This window comes from Vibrio sp. GJ43-1, assembly GCF_055808835.1.
The window spans coordinates 1,421,194-1,437,162 of the sequence record NZ_CM147884.1; the positions used below are offsets into that span (position 1 = coordinate 1,421,194).

Consider the following 15,969-nt stretch of genomic DNA (forward strand, 5'->3'; position numbering starts at 1 on the left):
ATTGCATTGAAAAAATGACGAGCAAGTCTTAATGGTAGACACATCCTCAAATAGACAATGACAAAAAGCGATTGTTATTGACTGAGCGCTTTAGGCGTGCAGTAAGAGTTTGTGGTAGCCAACTGAATCGATCGATTTCTCGGCAGATTTCTGAAGCGAGAGACGGTTGGTGTTGATAATTTAGAACGGTGCCAAGTACGCGAGTACGTTCGCCTTGAGTGAGACGTGCAATGGCGTTCTCTACTTGGTTAATGACCGTTACACCACTTAGTACGACGAGAATAGTGCCGTCGCACGCATTGGCGACACAAGGTGCAGGGATGTTATTTTTGTTTATGTTGAGAATGGGAGAAGTGTCAATGATCACGCGGTCATATTCCTCCAACCAATGGGTGACTTCTTGTTGTAATAAGCGGGGATCTTTGTAGGTGAGTCTAGTCGCGGGATCGCTTGGAGCGGCAATTCCTAGAAAGACACGAGGTGATGCGTTGTGCTGAACCCACGCGTTGCCGTGGTCCTCGACAGAATGCTCTTCATTAGCTATGGAGAGGGGTAATAGACTTGGGTGATGCATATTGAGGTCGACCAGCAAGGTTCTATACCCTGCCAGCAAATAACGTTCAGTTAATGCTTGAGCAATCGATGAGGTGCCTTCTTCTTCGTTACAAGCGGATATGCATAGTGAGCGACATTGATGAAGCTCTGCATTGAGGTAAATCTCTTCAATCTCTGAGTGAGTCGCAGGAATAGTCATTAGAGCGCTCCTATTAAAATAATCGTCGTGGTGAGTTTAAGAATATCGCTAAGACCCAGACGTGCTTTTTCGGCTAGGCTGTCTCGACGGTCAGGAATATAGATGGTGTCTCCAGCGCGAAGTACGGGAAGCTTTCTAATGTCAGCGGTTTTACTAAAAGACACGAGATCAAAAGAGCGCGCTTGCCCCTGACAACAGGACATATTTACAACGCTGATCTTTTCTAGGTAGGCTTTATCACTTGGGCCGCCAGCCTCTGCCAAAATGTCTAGTATGGTCATGTTGTCGTTAAACGAATAGCGACCAGGGTTATTCACGGCACCTAAGACTCTGATGGTTTCTTCTTTGGGGGTATCCAGCCAATTTTTATCTTTCTCAGGAATGTAGATGGTATCGCCAGGAAGGACATTTGGCAGAATAGTTTCATCCCCTGTTTCAAAGTATAGAGATAGATTCAATTTGCTCACTTTAGCGTAGGTTTTATCACGGTGTGTGACGCGAATATTGTGTATATCGGCGTCTTTAGTGGGACCGTCGGCCGCCGACAGGATATCCAAAAAGTGCATTTCATTGGTGAATCGATAGCGGCCGGGCGCATTGACTTGTCCGAAAACATAAATAGAGGCGTCGGAACTTTGTCTCACCCACTGCGATTTATTGTCAGAGGGATCTTGAGGAAGATCATGAATGCGAACAATGGTACCTGCAGTGATATAAGGCAGACCGGATTGAGGTGCGCCGTTTTTAATAAACTTGTCAAGATTGAAAACTTTCATTTTTCGGCCGTTAGCGATCTCAATTTTGGTTGTATCGGCCCTCAGAGTTGGCCCTCCTACGTGCGCCAATAAATCCATTAAATCCATTTCATCCGACCACTCAATACGCCCCGGGCGAACCACTTCACCAATCACATTCACAGCACGGTCTGGTGCGATTTTTAGCCAGGATTTTTCGTTCATATCGGTTTTTTCGGGAACAAAAATTGCGTCGCCAGGACCAATGTCTGGCGCTTTGTTCCCTTTGAGTCCTTCAGTGAATGCGGTCATATCAAATTTAATGACTTTGCCCGTTGATTTGATGACACGTATTTGACGCGACTCCGCGAAGCGAGTTGGGCCGCCAGCGTTGGCGAGAATGTCCATAAACGTCGCGCCGCGTTTACCTTCATAGGCACCGGGGCTGGCCACTTCACCCATAACATAAACGGTATTGGCTCCGGACTTAATTTCTTCTTCTTGTTTGGGGACGAAAATAGTGGCGCCCGCGACGAGTGGAGGAAGCTGCGAGGTATCACCTGAATCTAAGTAGCGTTTAAGATTGAATAATATCGGAACATTGTTACTGATCACACGAATCTGTTCCACGCCCGCATAGCGAGTGACGCCTCCTGCGCGCATAAGAATGTCAACGAGGTCGGTACCGGATTTGTAAGAAAATGAACCGGGCGCATTCACTTCCCCAAATACCTTGATGGCTTTTTTGGCGTCGGCACTGTCCCCAGCATCGGCAAGTTTAGAGGGATCAAATTCTTGTTCAATGTTACCGACCAGTGGTGAGGCAGGAACAAATAACGTGTCTAGAGATTGTAAGGTGGGTAGGTTGTTGTCATCCCCCGTGTCAAGAAAACGCTTGTAATCAAAATCCTGACGCTCAGCGCCCCGTTTTAAAATCATTTTGTTAAGCTGAGCGCCAGAGCGTAATCCACCTGCCGCGTGCAATGCCATTTGGATATTAGAATTGTGGGGAAGCGTATATTCGCCCGGAGATGTCACATAGCCTTGAACGGACACCAGTATTTGTCGTTCAGCGATGTACACCTTTGCATTCGTAGTATCACGAAAGGCTTGGGATAATGCGGTCGTTACCGTGGTTGCAAGTTGTTCTTCATCGTAGCCAGCAACGAAAATGGTCCCGACTTCCGGAAGTGAGATCCGGCCGCGTTTATCGACTTGAAATCCTCGATTAAGCGTCGACTCTCCGGGTAAGTCCACTTGAATTAGGTCACCAACTTGAACTTGTTTTGTCTCAGCATTAAGTGACAATGACACGAGAAGAAGCAAGCTCGTTAGACAGTACAGAGCAGGAGCCAATATTGATTTCATCATAATGCCTCCATCGCGGCGCTATTGGCCTCGTCGGCGAGAACTTCAATGCTAACTCGGCGGTTTGTTAAGCGAACGCCATCCGTATTACCTTCATACAGCGGTAACTCATCTCCTAGAGAATAGGTATCAATTCTTTTAGGGTTTAAACCGAAAATAGACAGGTAGCGCTTAACCTGCTGGGCTCGACCTAAAGCGAGTTTGTCATTGTGTTCACTGCTACCAGTAATATCAGCATGACTAGGTTACGGAAAGGCGAATAGAGGTGTGACGTTTTAGGATATTCGCCGCTTCAGCAAGGTGTCCCATATATTTGGGGTTAATTTCGGTTGAATCGACGGCAAACTGATTATCGACATTAAGGAGGTCGTAAATCTGCTGAACGACTTGCATTAAGTTGTTGAAATCGTCGCCTTGCATTGGGGGCGCACAGCTCGCTTGTGAGCGGACGTAGTCGAGACGAAGCTCTAGGTCATTAAGTTTTTTGCGTTGAATTATGATGTCATTGGCAGCGTCAATCCATAGGCCTCCTTCTAGCTCTCTTGCAATACGATTTTGCTTTTCTTGGGCTTGTAATACCGCTGCTGGAAAACACCAGCTCGCCCCCTCACGAATGAGCGAATCGAGCTGAAGTTTCGCGAGTTTCCAATCAAACCTTAGTCCGTGCTCTGGGCCTAGTGGTTCATCGGGCATGACGGGTGAAAAATCTGACCCCGCGTATTGTTCTGCAACGCCACCCGTTCCTTCTTCAGGGTAACTTGAACACGCCGCTAACAGAAAAATAGCGGCGGAAACAGTGGCAACTTTTACGTGAGAAAATATATCCATATATTACTCCTAGCTCAACGTGATGAAGCCAAACGCTGTTGTTATTAGTATTCGTTATTACAAGTACTCGTTGTTGACATGCGTGTTGACTGGGATAGCTTGCCCAATTCGTAATAACTTCATGATTTGCAATGGTTGACCCGTGACGTTTTCAATTCTCATTATGCGTTCACGTTCAATCAGACGCTTATACAAATAAACAATAGCACCGATGCCTGAAGAATCCATAAAGTGGACCTTCTTTAGGTCGACTTCGACTTCATGGTGCCAATCATTGTGAATAATATTATCAATTTCAGTCTGAGCTTCGCGGCTACCTCTCGCATCAAAGTCACCGAAAAGCTGCACGCGTAGTGTATGATTATTGGTTTCTGCTTTAACTAGTTCCATGTCTATTGCCTCGAAAATTTGGGGACAATATTGAAATAGCATCAACTGTGCCAATTTATTAAAAGCTTTATTATCAGGTTGTTAGTGAGGGCTAGGGGATTGGAAGGATTGGTTTCTCAAAATAAAAAAAAGCGTCTCTCAATATGAGAGGCGCTTTTTAATACAAGGGATGAACGGACAGTCGGCTGGGTTTCTATCGCGTTCGTGGCTTACGATTTTTGTTGGGCTTGCCTGCGGAGTGCGGTGCATTATTGGTGCGACTACCGTTATTACGACCCCCGCTGTTGCGATTATCGTTGCTTTGACTATCGTTACTGCGGCTGTCATGATTTCTTCCGCCTGATGCCTTTGGCCCTTTGCTATTTCTTGGTTTATCAGTACGGATATCCGGTTGCCCTTTGGTGTGCTTAGTGGCAAACCGGTTTGCACCATGACGTCCTGACTTTCGTCTTTGTGCTGGTGTCTGTGAGTCCACATCTTCAGCAGGGACCAAGCAGCTCGCTTTATCACCAATAAGATAGGCTTTTCCCATGCTGGTTAAGGCTTCTCTGATCATTGGCCAGTTTGCTGGATCGTGGTAGCGCAATAGCGCTTTATGCAGGCGACGTTGACGCTCCCCTTTTGCAACAGGGATGTCTTCGCGCTTTTTGTATTTTACTCGTTTCAACGGGTTGGTTTCTGAGTAATACATTGATGTCGCGTTACACATTGGAGAAGGGTAGAAGTTTTGTACTTGGTCGCACTCGAACTCATTGCGCTTTAACCAAAGTGCAAGGTTCAACATGTCCTCATCCTCTGCTCCAGGGTGAGCTGAAATAAAGTAAGGGATCAGATATTGTTTCTTACCTGCCTCTTTACTGTATTTCTCGAACATCTCTTTAAAGCGGTCATAGGTGCCCATACCCGGTTTCATCATAAGGTCCAGCGGGGCTTTTTCGGTATGTTCAGGCGCAATTTTTAAGTAGCCACCGACGTGGTGCGTGACTAACTCACGAACATATTCAGGTGACTCAATCGCCAAGTCGTATCGAACGCCTGAGGCAATCATGACCTTTTTAATGCCGTCCACTTTCCTTGCTGACCGATAAAGGTCGATGGTGTGCTTGTGGTCGGTATTGAGTTTGTTACAGATACCAGGGAAGACACATGATGGGCGACGGCAGTTCGCTTCAGCTTTAGGATCCGAGCACCCTAAGCGATACATGTTGGCCGTGGGCCCACCTAAATCGGAGATTGTGCCAGTAAATCCAGGCACTTTGTCGCGGATTTCTTCTAGCTCTCCAATGATCGACTCTTTAGAGCGGTTTTGAATAATACGACCTTCATGTTCCGTAATAGAACAGAACGAGCAACCGCCAAAGCAACCTCGCATGATATTCACGGATGTTTTGATCATGTCATATGCTGGAATTTTTGCTTTACCATACATCGGATGTGGAACGCGTGCGTAAGGTAAGCCAAACACGTAATCCATTTCATCTGTTGCGAGAGGAATTGGCGCTTGGTTAACCCATAGTTCACGATTACCGTGGCGCTGGATTAAAGCCCGACCGGAGTAAGGATTGGTTTCTAGGTGCATTACACGGCTGGCATGCGCGTATAGAATACGGTCATTGTTCAGCTTTTCAAATGGAGGCAGCCGAACTGCAGTGGTCTTAGAGTCGTGGCGTGAGGGTCTAATGGCGATCGGTTTCGCTTCGACTGTGATATCGGGTTCTTTTTTATTGGTGTCGCAATTGCTTTCTACCGCGTAAGGGTTTTGTGGTACGAACGCCTTGCCTGGTTTCTCAATTCTAGAGGAATCAATGATGGTATAACCTTCGGGTTCTGCTGGAAGGTTAATCGCGGTACCACGAATGTTGGTTAATGTTGAGATGTCTTCGCCGTCAGCCAGACGATGAGCGACTTCGACCAAGGCACGCTCAGCATTACCGAAAAGCAGTATGTCTGCTTTTGCATCAAACAAAACTGAACGACGGACTTTGTCAGACCAATAGTCATAATGGGCAATGCGACGTAGGCTCGCTTCTATGCCACCGAGTACAATTGGGCATTCTTTGTAGGCTTCACGGCAGCGTTGAGAATAGACCAGTGTTGCACGGTCTGGGCGCTTGCCACCCTCGTTATTTGGTGTGTACGCATCGTCGTGGCGCAGTTTCTTGTCCGCCGTATAACGGTTGATCATGGAGTCCATGTTACTAAGCAGTAATACCAAAAAATAGATTAGGTTGACCGAGTGTCATAAAGGCGTCTTTGTTCTGCCACTCTGGCTGAGCAATAATGCCAACTCGAAATCCTTGCGCTTCTAACAAACGACCGATGATAGCCATACCAAAGCTAGGATGATCGACATAAGCGTCGCCAGTTACAATAATAATGTCACAGCTGTCCCAACCAAGTGCGTCCATTTCTTTTCTGCTTGTTGGCAGAAAGGGAGCGACACCGAAGCATTCTGCCCAGTATTTTTTGGTTTCATGGATTGGGGTTATGTCGTTGTACATGAGTTGACCTCTAACTTTGGAGGCGCGCATTATATACTTCTAATCGGGAGACTTCAAAATTAAAGCTTTGTCAATAAAGACCGTAGGGTTATATGAACAGGGCGTTGAGCAAGAATAGTAAAGTGACTCAAGCTGATATATCATCAGCGCACTTTTAAGTCTGTGAACAATTGAAATTATGGTTTCTTCAATTCTAACGCTGTTAGCGCCGTCCATTACGGTAACCTTGCTGATTCTTACGCTCATTTTAGCCAAAGGTGATATTTGCCCTGGTCAACGTGGTCGAATTCATAAGCTATTGTCGGCCATAGGTTTACTGTGGTTGGCCATTGCTTCAATCAAAATTGAAGCATTTCTTGTCGTTTTCGCGATTTTCTATTTTTACTCCAAGGTAAAAACAGGGAAAACCAGAGATAAAGGACCGTTCTGGGTTATCCATTTAGCGAATGGTTTTGGATTGGCTTTTTCGGGGATTCTTATTTCGTCACAAGCCACTTTAGGGCAAGGTGCTGCGCTATTAAGCTCAGGGCTGTTGCTTGGTAGTGCCTTTGCTCACCTGCTGTTAATTATTGCCCGATCGCGTTTACAAGCATTCCATCGGATTCTACCGATGTTTGGTGTGATTTTGACGATGGTGTTTGTACTGATATTTTTAATCAACGCTTATCACTGGCCTGAAGACATTGCTCAGCGTTATTTAGTCGAATTGCTGATGTCATTTCTGATGCTACTGATTGGTATCGTGTTTTGGATTTGGCATCTTGTTCGTCATACCGCTCCGGAAAAACGCCAACTTAGTATTGCTTTTTTCTGTTTGCTTTCCGCCTGTGTGGGTTTATTTAACCTGTATGCGTTTATGTAGTTTTCTTTGAGTGAATGTTGTCACGGCCTGTGACACTTAACTGTCTATTTCGTTAAAAAAGGCTAGTCTTAAAATGACTGGCCTTTTTTAGGGAGTATGACTATGGATTTGAGTAATGTAAGTGGCTTTGACAGTATTATTTTATTGGGTATCGTCAATGAGAAACTGCGCTTAGAGTGCGAGTCCTTTGAAGAACTGGTATGCATGTATGAGATGGATGTAGAAGGCGTGGTGGGCAAGCTTGATATGTTAGGTTATCAATATGATCCGCTCACTAATCAATTTAAGGCCTATCAGAGATAATCAGTGACAAAATTGAAAACAGCACGCTGCGAACGTGCTGTTGTCCTTAGTCGTGCCTGATTGTCGAGTACGTATGTCATCGGATAAATTATAAGTGGTTTGAGGTGACTAGCCGCAACACTTTTTATATTTTTTATTGCTACCACATGGACAAGGATCATTTCTTGCTATTTTGGTTGACGCAACAGTAAGCGGGCGAGGGGCGATGGTGTCATCTAGCTCACCATCAACGTAATACCACTGGTTGTTTTCAAACAGGAATCGAGAGCATTCTGAAAGGCAATGTTCAAAACCATCTTGCTCAAGAAATGCTTTAAATGTGACATACCCTTCATTTGGACACGTGCCCGCTTCGGTACTTACCACTTCAAGTCTGGTCCAACTCTCATTGATAGATTCCGCAATGGATGCTCGTTCATTTTCGGCGTGACAGCTAGGATGATAGGTTGCGACAACAAAATCGACATTTTTTGTCATATGAGCACAAAAGCGCGCGCGCATTAATTGCTCTGGTGTGTTGGCTAAAAGAGGGTTGAGATGAACGGGTTGGCAACAAGCAGAAAAATCTACTTGGCTACCACAAAAGCAAAGTGACATATTGAGTCCAGATTAAGCGAGAGCGTGATATTCAGATTCGATCGTAAGTAGATCTTCGGTCCATTTTATCGCATCGTCGTAGTGTTTTGCTAGTCTATCATCATTCAGTCGTAACTTGTCGCGAATCGCGATGACAGAGCACCAGTCAGCACTTTCGTACGCTTTAACTAAGCAAAGGATATCGCCCAGCTTACCTTGCTTTATCACCAATGCAGATTTAACCAGGTTATTGATTGGCATTTTATGAACCAGCTCTTCTAAAGGTTGGTCAAATAGCGAATCTAGCAAAGAAAACATACTAGGTTAGGAAGCCAAGTCCATCTTCAATATTGCTATCTAAATCTTGTAAGATGAGTTCACAGAAACGCGCGCGCTGAATCGATAGGCTATAAAGCGAATCGGGCTTGTCGTCTTGCGTTGAAGTAATCGCGACTAAGGAAATAAACTTGCGTAAGCGATCATCGCCCAAGTAAACCAGCGCTTGTTTAAATGATTTAATTTCTGCTCGGATCAAGTAGGACGAATTTACGAATGTGAGTAGTTTGTATGACAGTGTTACATCAACAGAGAACAACCGCTCGAGCTCATCATAATTAATATCAGGGTTAGAAATTTCTTTACACAGTTGAACGACAGTTAAAAACGACGGCTTTATCTGTTTACGTCTAATAAGTTGTGGCTTGCTAAAGAAATAGCCTTGGAATTGGGTGAAGCCGATCGACTTGGCCTGTTCGAACTCCTCATAGGTCTCTACTTTTTCAGCTAGGAAAGTGATGTCATGTGGTCGCAATTTTTCAATCAGTGCTTTCGCCTTATCCAATGGAAATTGGCGAATATCTATTTTAATGATTGAGGTGTAAGGTAAGAAAGGCAGCCACTCTTTTTTAGGTATGAAATCATCCAATGCAATGGTGTAACCCGCATTGGCCATTTTTTTGATTGCGAATAATAATTCTTGTGTCGGCTCACAGCTTTCAAGAATCTCAACCACCAAATTGTCTTTTGGAAACAGGGTTGGGACCAGATTAACGAGGCTTTGATAAGGGAAGTTTACAAAGCCAAGTTTATCGCCAATCGTACTGTAATGCGTTGCCAGAAAATGTTCCGAAAGTAGTCGGTTAGTGGCGATATCGGGATCGATATCAGGAAACGTATTATTGGGGCCATCCCTAAAAAGCAACTCATAACCAACGGTTTTTTGTTGGATATCTAAAATAGGTTGTCTGGCAATGTACGAGTATTTCAAATTTGGCATCATGATCTCATAAACGTATCAACTATCTTAACGTTTAATAGGTAACGTTGACTATCGATCTGTCGGATTTTCTGTGGAATGGCTCATGCTTTCAACAAAATCTCGTACTTGTAGTTGTTGTTTTTCAGGCGTACAGACCAATACGGAGCCTTGTGTGTACCAATCTCCTAAGACGATGCGCGTATATTCTTCGCTTCCAAGCTTGAACGAGTGAATATTAGGACGGTGCGTATGGCCATGAATCATCATATGTACGCCTTCTGCTTTCATTACGGTTTCCACCGCACTTTGTGCGACATCCATAATGTCGAGCGATTTTTCAACTTTCTCTACTCGGATATCGCCTTGTATCTTATTAACAATATGCTGTCTTGTAAAGAAAGGGAGGCGATTAAAAATCCACTGCAACCAAGGTTGATTGACCTTGGCACGGTAAGCTAAGTATTTTGTGTCGTCAGTACAGAGCGTATCGCCATGTAATACCACAACTTTCTTCCCATACAGATCAATAACGGTTTGCTCATGTAATAGCGTGACGCCTGTATCACGACAAAAACGCTTGCCGAGTAAAAAATCACGATTGCCTTGCAGAAAAAAGCACGGTACGCCTGAGTTGGTCAATTGCTTAAACTCATGGCGAATAGATTGAGCAAAATCAGAGGGGTCATCATCGCCGATCCAGAACTCAAATAAATCACCGAGCACATACAAGGCATCAGCGTGTACCGCTTCATGACGCATAAACTTGATGAAGCATTCTGTTGTGTCGGGAAGAGAAGGCGAGAGGTGTAAGTCGGATATAAATAGTGTTGTCATAATTAAAAAGGGGAGAGCCACGCTCTCCCTCACCGTTACTCGTGAATCGTTGTGCTGGTAATAAGCACTTCTTCTAGAGGGACATCTTGGTGCATACCCATAGAGCCAGTGCTAACGCCTTTGATTTTTTCTACGATATCTAGACCTTCAACAACTTCAGCAAAAACGCAGTAACCCCAACCATCAAGACTCTCTGAACGGAAGTCTAGGAACTTGTTGTCGTTTACGTTGATGAAAAACTGAGAGCTAGCAGAATGTGGTTCCATCGTACGAGCCATTGCTAATGTACCTACCTTGTTGCTTAGGCCATTGTTTGCTTCATTTTTGATAGTTGCACGTGTTGTTTTTTCTTTTAGGCCAGACGTCATACCGCCGCCTTGAATCATGAAACCATCGATAACACGGTGGAACAAAGTGTTGTCGTAAAAACCATCACGGCAGTACTGTAAGAAGTTTGCACTTGTTTCTGGTGCTTTCTCTTCGTTTAATTGAACCTTGATGTCGCCGAAATTAGTATGAAGGGTGATCATGATGAATACCTATTCTTGTGTTTTTATGTTGAAACCACGATTCTAGCTTAACTGAGGTGACAAGCAAACGGGCAAATACACAGATCCGTCACTCAGCGCGTGGTTTTTGTTCGATATTGCTGATATCGAGGTTTGATGACGACAATTTGAGAGTTTTCTTTGTTTAAGCCTCCATTCTGGTGAGGTTTATGGTTATAATCGCTGACACTTTTAAACGTAATTATCCAGATAGAGATCATGTTAAAAATATACAACACACTGACGAGACAAAAAGAGGAATTCAAACCTATTCATGCTGGCAAAGTTGGTATGTATGTCTGTGGGGTCACTATTTACGATCTCTGTCATATTGGTCACGGCCGTACGTTTGTATCTTTTGACGTCGTCTCTCGTTATCTTCGATATGTTGGTTACGATCTCACATTCGTACGAAACATTACCGATATTGACGATAAAATCATCAAGCGTGCTAATGAAAACGGTGAGACTTGTGACTCATTGACTGAGCGTCTAATCGGTGAAATGCATGCAGATTTTGATGCGCTAAATATGAAACGCCCGGACATCGAGCCTCGTGCGACCCAGTTTATTGAAGAAATTGTGGCACTTGTCGAGCGTCTTATTGAGCGTGGCTTTGCTTATGTTGCCGCTAATGGTGATGTGATGTTTGAAGTCGGTAAGTTTGACGATTATGGTCGCTTGTCTAAGCAAGACCTCGAGCAGCTTCAAGCTGGTGCTCGTGTCGACATCGAAACAGCAAAGCGCAGCCCGTTGGACTTCGTACTATGGAAAATGTCTAAGCCAGGTGAGCCTACATGGGAATCGCCTTGGGGTCCTGGCCGTCCGGGTTGGCATATTGAGTGTTCAGCAATGAACTCTTCTATCTTGGGCGATCACTTCGATATCCATGGCGGCGGCTCAGATCTACAGTTCCCGCATCATGAAAATGAGATTGCTCAATCTTGCTGTGCCCATGACACACCATATGTGAATACATGGATGCACAGTGGCATGGTGATGATCGACAAAGAAAAAATGTCGAAGTCATTGGGCAACTTCTTTACTATTCGTGATGTGTTGTCACACTACGATGCAGAGACAGTACGTTACTTCCTGATGTCTGGTCACTACCGCAGTCAACTGAACTACAGTGAAGATAATCTCAACATGGCAAGAGCGGCGTTAGAGCGTTTATACACGTCATTACGTGGCTTAGATGCGGATGCGGAACCTACGGGCGGCGAAGAGTACGTGACTCGATACACTACGGCTATGAATGATGACTTCAATACGCCAGAAGCTTACTCTGTATTGTTCGATATGGCTCGAGAAATCAATCGTTTGAAAACCGTCGATGTTGAGCAAGCGAGCCAACTGGGTGCTGTGATGCGAGAATTGGCAGACATCATCGGTATTTTACATCAAGATCCTGAAGCGTTCCTGAAAGGCGATGCTGGCGATGATGATGAAGTGGCTGAGATTGAAGCGCTGATTAAGCTTCGTAACGATTCTCGCGCGTCAAAAGATTGGGCTAATGCTGATTTAGCTCGTAACAAATTGACGGAGATGGGTATTGTTCTTGAAGATGGCGCCGCAGGTACAACATGGCGTCGTAAATAACTCGTCAGTGTTTTGAACGAAACGTAAATTATAACTAGCCCTTGCCTGACAAGGGCTTATTTTTAAGTTTAGATGTGGTGTAACATTTTGGCTCAGATGTATTTTTATTACTCAGCAATGAACGCGGGTAAGTCTACAACTCTTCTTCAGTCTTCGTTTAACTATCAAGAACGAGGAATGACCCCACTTATCTTTACCGCTGCGTTGGATGATCGCTACGGTGTGGGCAAGGTAAGCTCCCGAATTGGCTTACAGTCTGATGCTCAACTATTTCGCCCGGACACCGACCTCTATGATGTGATCGCAACGCTTCACGCTGAAAATCCACGCCACTGTATTTTAGTGGATGAATGTCAGTTTCTTTCTAAGCAACAGGTCTATCAACTGACGGAAGTTGTAGATAAGCTACGCATCCCAGTACTGTGTTACGGGCTAAGAACCGATTTCTTAGGTGAGCTGTTTGAAGGAAGTCGATACTTACTTGCTTGGGCAGATAAACTGGTTGAGCTTAAAACTATTTGTCATTGTGGCCGTAAAGCAAATATGGTGATTCGTACAGACGAAAATGGTGTAGCGATTGCACAAGGTGATCAGGTTGCGATCGGTGGCAATGATCAATATGTCTCAGCGTGTCGTCAGCACTACAAAGAGGCGCTGGGTAAGTAGTACTTCATCAACAAGTTATGGTGTGAAAAAGGAAGCGAAGGCTTCCTTTTTTTGTCCCGACAATATTACTGTATAGCTAATTTTAGCTATAGCGCATCCAACACATGCTGGTATTTAAAGTGATAGCCCAGTCGTTGCAGTTTCTCGCTGGATATGGTTTTCCCCGGCTCGGAGTTGACCAAATTGAGAGACGTATCGAGTCCTGCAGAGCGAAGCGCCGCTCGGTAAAAGGTGACTTTGTCACAGGTAGTGGGTGTTGTGGCATTGACGACACCAGAGTGGATGTTTTCCAGCGAAAAGATGATGGCATGAATGGCATCATCAAGGTGTAGCATATTAGCCGAAGCTTGATCACTGACCGATTTCAGTTTTGAAGCAAACCGAGAAGGATGACGTTGTGGGCCAAACAAGCCACTGCAACGGAGGATGGCATAGTCCAATGTTGAGTTTCTAACGTGCTCTTCTGCCGTCAACATGATGATGGATTTCGCGGTAAAGTCTTCTCGTCCACGAGCGATAGGCAGTCTTGCCATATCTTCTGTCATGAGCTCAGCAGTCTCTGGATAGACCGTCGTTGAGCTTACCATGATGATCTTATCTACCTCTAAGCGCTTGGCTACTTGGCAGAGTTGGTTCCACTGGGACGCATAGCGAGCGCCGCCACCTTGCCGAAAGCCAGGGGAAAGCAGCCAATGATGGTGGTAATTTGTTTGTTGACGAGTTGGTTAGTCAACGCAAGCTCGTCACTCTCGTCTCGAAGCGTGTTGAGGTCTAAGCACAAATTGTCGATGCCGTTTTCCGCAAGGGCTTCACAACCTTGTTGAGAGGTTCGGGTCGCAGTGACTGGGTATCCACGGCTAATTAAGGCTTTGCTAAGTGGGAGACCTAGCCAGCCAGCCCCCACAATGAGTATGTGATTTCCATTCATATTAAACGTCCTCGAAGCGATGTCGCAGCAGCTCTCGTAATTTTTTATGACCCGCGTCTTTGCTTTTACCAGAGTGTTGGATCAAGTCTATATTGGTGATTGCTGATATTTTTTCAAATTCTATAGGAACTTGAACTAACGTGCCTTTCTCAAGTGCAGCTTTTGCCATGTAGGAGGGGGCATAGGTCCAGCCAAATCCTTCTAAACACCATTCCATAATCATAGCGTAGCTATCTGAATACCAAACATCTGGGCTTAATATTTGATGAAAGCTGCTTTTTTGGGCGTTTCTTGCGCTCACGACGAGCTGTCTATGTAAGCTTAACATTTCAATATGAGGTGTCACGCTTTGGGCAAGTGGGTGTGACGCCGCAACAAAGATATCGAACTCAAACGCGCCTATATGTTCAAAATCTAAAGAAAATGGAATAGTGTGTTCGCCGTATACGAGACCAGACGTTGCGCGGCCAGACTGCACCATTTCAATTATATCGACACTGGAGGCAAGTAAGCATTCAAGTTGCAGAGTCGGGAATTCTTGTGACAGCGCTTTTAAGATTGGAGAGATGCGTTCTAGTGGAATGCCTTCGTCAACGGCGAGAATAATGGGTTGGATATCTGTGAGCGTCAAACTTCCGACCAGTTCTGATAATCGATGATGTTGAATCATTGTAGCTTTGGCGTAGGGGAGAAGTTTCGCTCCTGCTTCCGTTAGAATTGGGTAGCGCTTGCTACGGTCAAACACTTCCACGCCACAATCAATCTCAAGGTTCATTATGTTTTGGCTTATCGCTGACTGCACTTTACCCAGCTTCCGAGCCGCAGCAGAAAAGGAACCAGTGTCCACAGTAGTAATAAACGCTTCTATTTGCTCGATACTTAACATATCAGTTTCCCTGATGGTATCTCGTTATTAAGTGAGGTTAGAATAGTGGATAATCACCATATTGGTAATGTTTATTGTTGATTTGTTAGGTTATCCATATGAATAATAAAGAAAGAATCTTCCACGCTATTGCTTTTGAGGTGCTAGCACTTGCTATCATTGTCCCTGTTGTTTCTTTTGCAACGGGTAGTCAGTCTTTGTCATTAATGATCGTTGGTGTTGGCATGAGTCTATTTACGGTCATTTGGAATTATGTGTATAACATTCAGTTCGATAAATGGGTGTCAGGTGCGCGAAGTGAGCGTTCGATACTCGTGAGAGCGGTGCATGCTATTGGTTTTGAAGCGGGTCTCATCTTGTTTACTATTCCCGCCATTGCGTGGTTTTTGCAGGTTTCGTTATGGATGGCTCTGCTGATAGAAGCGGGGTTTTTAGTCTTTTTCTTCTTCTATACGACGATATTCAATTGGGCGTATGATAAATATCAGCCATATCAACGTTGGTGGGGCAGTGTTAATAGTTAATAGTTAATAGTTAATAGTTAATAGTTAATAGTTAATAGTAGTACTAGCCGCAGCACTTAAAACGAATCCGTCTCCGTATTGAAGAGTACGTGAGAGTGCTCGTCGATAAGGCGGAGTTATCTGCCGCCTTATCAGGAAAAGCATTAGAACTAAAGGTTAGCGTTCAATACACGCAAGATTTTATCGGCATGTTCTGCCACTTCAATTCCCTCGCTCGTTAAATAGCCACCGTCAGGCATGGTACATAGTCCTTTAGCATAAAGCTGTTGGACTGCTTTTTGCATCTCTTCGTTGGCGTCGGTATGAACTTTGATTCCAGTAGCTGAACTGCTTAAGTCAAATTGCAGTAGCAAGTTCATTTCGGCAAGGTGTTCTAACGTTAATTTCATAGCTGTGCCTTTTCATTT

General features: G+C 44.7%; 15 protein-coding genes and 3 pseudogenes. 5 read left to right on the plus strand and 13 right to left on the minus strand.

The features are described 5' to 3' along the window. Positions 1-46 precede the first annotated feature (46 nt). The 5 genes and pseudogenes from AC0L66_RS06865 to AC0L66_RS06885 form a co-directional block, all read right to left on the minus strand. Complete coding sequence (locus AC0L66_RS06865; RefSeq protein ID WP_265673464.1) at positions 47-754, minus strand: P-loop NTPase family protein; 708 nt, start codon at positions 752-754, stop codon at positions 47-49. Next, entirely contained in the window at positions 754-2,856 is a 2,103-nt protein-coding gene (locus tag AC0L66_RS06870; protein WP_265673579.1) for an SLBB domain-containing protein, read from the minus strand. Before AC0L66_RS06870 ends, AC0L66_RS06865 begins: the two co-directional genes overlap by 1 nt. Further along, a pseudogene (locus AC0L66_RS06875) lies at positions 2,856-3,684 on the minus strand (OmpA family protein). The gene AC0L66_RS06870 and the pseudogene AC0L66_RS06875 overlap by 1 nt, the downstream one beginning before the upstream one ends. Before the next feature lie 57 nt (positions 3,685-3,741). Beyond that, complete coding sequence (locus AC0L66_RS06880; RefSeq protein WP_265673466.1) at positions 3,742-4,074, minus strand: STAS domain-containing protein; 333 nt, start codon at positions 4,072-4,074, stop codon at positions 3,742-3,744. 193 nt (positions 4,075-4,267) lie between these two features. After that, positions 4,268-6,575, minus strand: a pseudogene (locus AC0L66_RS06885) (YgiQ family radical SAM protein). Between the two features lie 178 nt (positions 6,576-6,753). Between AC0L66_RS06885 and AC0L66_RS06890 the strand changes: the two are divergent. Both AC0L66_RS06890 and AC0L66_RS06895 read left to right on the plus strand, forming a co-directional pair. Beyond that, positions 6,754-7,437 carry a hypothetical protein gene (locus AC0L66_RS06890; RefSeq protein WP_473568852.1) on the plus strand — a complete coding sequence of 228 codons (684 nt, stop codon included), beginning with the start codon at positions 6,754-6,756 and terminating at the stop codon, positions 7,435-7,437. A 102-nt stretch (positions 7,438-7,539) separates the two neighbouring features. Next, positions 7,540-7,740: a DUF4250 domain-containing protein gene (locus tag AC0L66_RS06895; protein WP_265673468.1), complete on the plus strand. Its 201-nt coding sequence runs from the start codon at positions 7,540-7,542 to the stop codon at positions 7,738-7,740. Between the two features lie 108 nt (positions 7,741-7,848). On the opposite strand, the gene AC0L66_RS06900 is transcribed toward AC0L66_RS06895, so the two are convergent. The 4 genes and pseudogenes from AC0L66_RS06900 to AC0L66_RS06915 form a co-directional block, all read right to left on the minus strand. Then, on the minus strand, positions 7,849-8,337 hold the full coding sequence (locus AC0L66_RS06900) for a YchJ family metal-binding protein (RefSeq protein WP_265673469.1): 489 nt from the start codon (positions 8,335-8,337) through the stop codon (positions 7,849-7,851). 12 nt (positions 8,338-8,349) lie between these two features. Beyond that, positions 8,350-9,583: pseudogene (locus AC0L66_RS06905) on the minus strand (EAL and HDOD domain-containing protein). A 60-nt stretch (positions 9,584-9,643) separates the two neighbouring features. Next, positions 9,644-10,408 carry a UDP-2,3-diacylglucosamine diphosphatase gene (gene lpxH, locus AC0L66_RS06910; RefSeq protein WP_265673581.1) on the minus strand — a complete coding sequence of 255 codons (765 nt, stop codon included), beginning with the start codon at positions 10,406-10,408 and terminating at the stop codon, positions 9,644-9,646. 35 nt (positions 10,409-10,443) lie between these two features. Next, a complete protein-coding gene (locus tag AC0L66_RS06915) occupies positions 10,444-10,938 on the minus strand; it encodes a peptidylprolyl isomerase (RefSeq protein ID WP_102470481.1) in 495 nt (164 codons plus the stop codon). Between the two features lie 237 nt (positions 10,939-11,175). Between AC0L66_RS06915 and cysS the strand changes: the two genes are divergently transcribed. Beyond that, positions 11,176-12,558 carry a cysteine--tRNA ligase gene (gene cysS / locus AC0L66_RS06920; RefSeq protein WP_473568855.1) on the plus strand — a complete coding sequence of 461 codons (1,383 nt, stop codon included), beginning with the start codon at positions 11,176-11,178 and terminating at the stop codon, positions 12,556-12,558. An 87-nt stretch (positions 12,559-12,645) separates the two neighbouring features. Next, complete coding sequence (locus AC0L66_RS06925) at positions 12,646-13,224, plus strand: thymidine kinase (protein WP_265673471.1); 579 nt, start codon at positions 12,646-12,648, stop codon at positions 13,222-13,224. An 86-nt stretch (positions 13,225-13,310) separates the two neighbouring features. Here AC0L66_RS06925 and AC0L66_RS06930 read toward each other — a convergent pair whose 3' ends face one another. From AC0L66_RS06930 to AC0L66_RS06940, 3 genes are read right to left on the minus strand one after another with little or no spacing between them, the layout of a single operon-like run. Next, on the minus strand, positions 13,311-13,913 hold the full coding sequence (locus AC0L66_RS06930) for an NAD-dependent epimerase/dehydratase family protein (protein ID WP_473569193.1): 603 nt from the start codon (positions 13,911-13,913) through the stop codon (positions 13,311-13,313). Next, positions 13,841-14,152, minus strand: a complete 312-nt coding sequence (locus AC0L66_RS06935; RefSeq protein ID WP_473568857.1) for a hypothetical protein — start codon at positions 14,150-14,152, stop codon at positions 13,841-13,843. Before AC0L66_RS06935 ends, AC0L66_RS06930 begins: the two co-directional genes overlap by 73 nt. 1 nt (position 14,153) lies before the next feature. Further along, complete coding sequence (locus AC0L66_RS06940) at positions 14,154-15,038, minus strand: LysR family transcriptional regulator (RefSeq protein ID WP_265673473.1); 885 nt, start codon at positions 15,036-15,038, stop codon at positions 14,154-14,156. A 98-nt stretch (positions 15,039-15,136) separates the two neighbouring features. Between AC0L66_RS06940 and AC0L66_RS06945 the strand changes: the two genes are divergently transcribed. Next, on the plus strand, positions 15,137-15,562 hold the full coding sequence (locus AC0L66_RS06945; protein WP_265673474.1) for a PACE efflux transporter: 426 nt from the start codon (positions 15,137-15,139) through the stop codon (positions 15,560-15,562). A gap of 149 nt (positions 15,563-15,711) precedes the next feature. Here the strand turns inward: AC0L66_RS06945 and AC0L66_RS06950 are convergent, their stop codons facing one another. Further along, complete coding sequence (locus AC0L66_RS06950) at positions 15,712-15,951, minus strand: TIGR02647 family protein (RefSeq protein WP_250616771.1); 240 nt, start codon at positions 15,949-15,951, stop codon at positions 15,712-15,714. Between the last annotated feature and the right edge of the window lie 18 nt (positions 15,952-15,969).

Excerpts from the sequence above, each read along its gene's own strand:
- AC0L66_RS06865 (WP_265673464.1), bottom strand. The coding sequence starts at position 754 with ATGACTATTCCTGCGACTCACTCAGAGATTGAAGAGATTTACCTCAAT.
- AC0L66_RS06890 (WP_473568852.1), top strand. The coding sequence starts at position 6,754 with ATGGTTTCTTCAATTCTAACGCTGTTAGCGCCGTCCATTACGGTAACC.
- AC0L66_RS06870 (WP_265673579.1), bottom strand. The coding sequence starts at position 2,856 with ATGAAATCAATATTGGCTCCTGCTCTGTACTGTCTAACGAGCTTGCTT.
- AC0L66_RS06950 (WP_250616771.1), bottom strand. The coding sequence starts at position 15,951 with ATGAAATTAACGTTAGAACACCTTGCCGAAATGAACTTGCTACTGCAA.
- cysS (WP_473568855.1), top strand. The coding sequence starts at position 11,176 with ATGTTAAAAATATACAACACACTGACGAGACAAAAAGAGGAATTCAAA.
- AC0L66_RS06935 (WP_473568857.1), bottom strand. The coding sequence starts at position 14,152 with ATGAATGGAAATCACATACTCATTGTGGGGGCTGGCTGGCTAGGTCTC.
- AC0L66_RS06880 (WP_265673466.1), bottom strand. The coding sequence starts at position 4,074 with ATGGAACTAGTTAAAGCAGAAACCAATAATCATACACTACGCGTGCAG.
- AC0L66_RS06945 (WP_265673474.1), top strand. The coding sequence starts at position 15,137 with ATGAATAATAAAGAAAGAATCTTCCACGCTATTGCTTTTGAGGTGCTA.
- AC0L66_RS06940 (WP_265673473.1), bottom strand. The coding sequence starts at position 15,038 with ATGTTAAGTATCGAGCAAATAGAAGCGTTTATTACTACTGTGGACACT.
- AC0L66_RS06900 (WP_265673469.1), bottom strand. The coding sequence starts at position 8,337 with ATGTCACTTTGCTTTTGTGGTAGCCAAGTAGATTTTTCTGCTTGTTGC.
- AC0L66_RS06895 (WP_265673468.1), top strand. The coding sequence starts at position 7,540 with ATGGATTTGAGTAATGTAAGTGGCTTTGACAGTATTATTTTATTGGGT.
- AC0L66_RS06915 (WP_102470481.1), bottom strand. The coding sequence starts at position 10,938 with ATGATCACCCTTCATACTAATTTCGGCGACATCAAGGTTCAATTAAAC.
- lpxH (WP_265673581.1), bottom strand. The coding sequence starts at position 10,408 with ATGACAACACTATTTATATCCGACTTACACCTCTCGCCTTCTCTTCCC.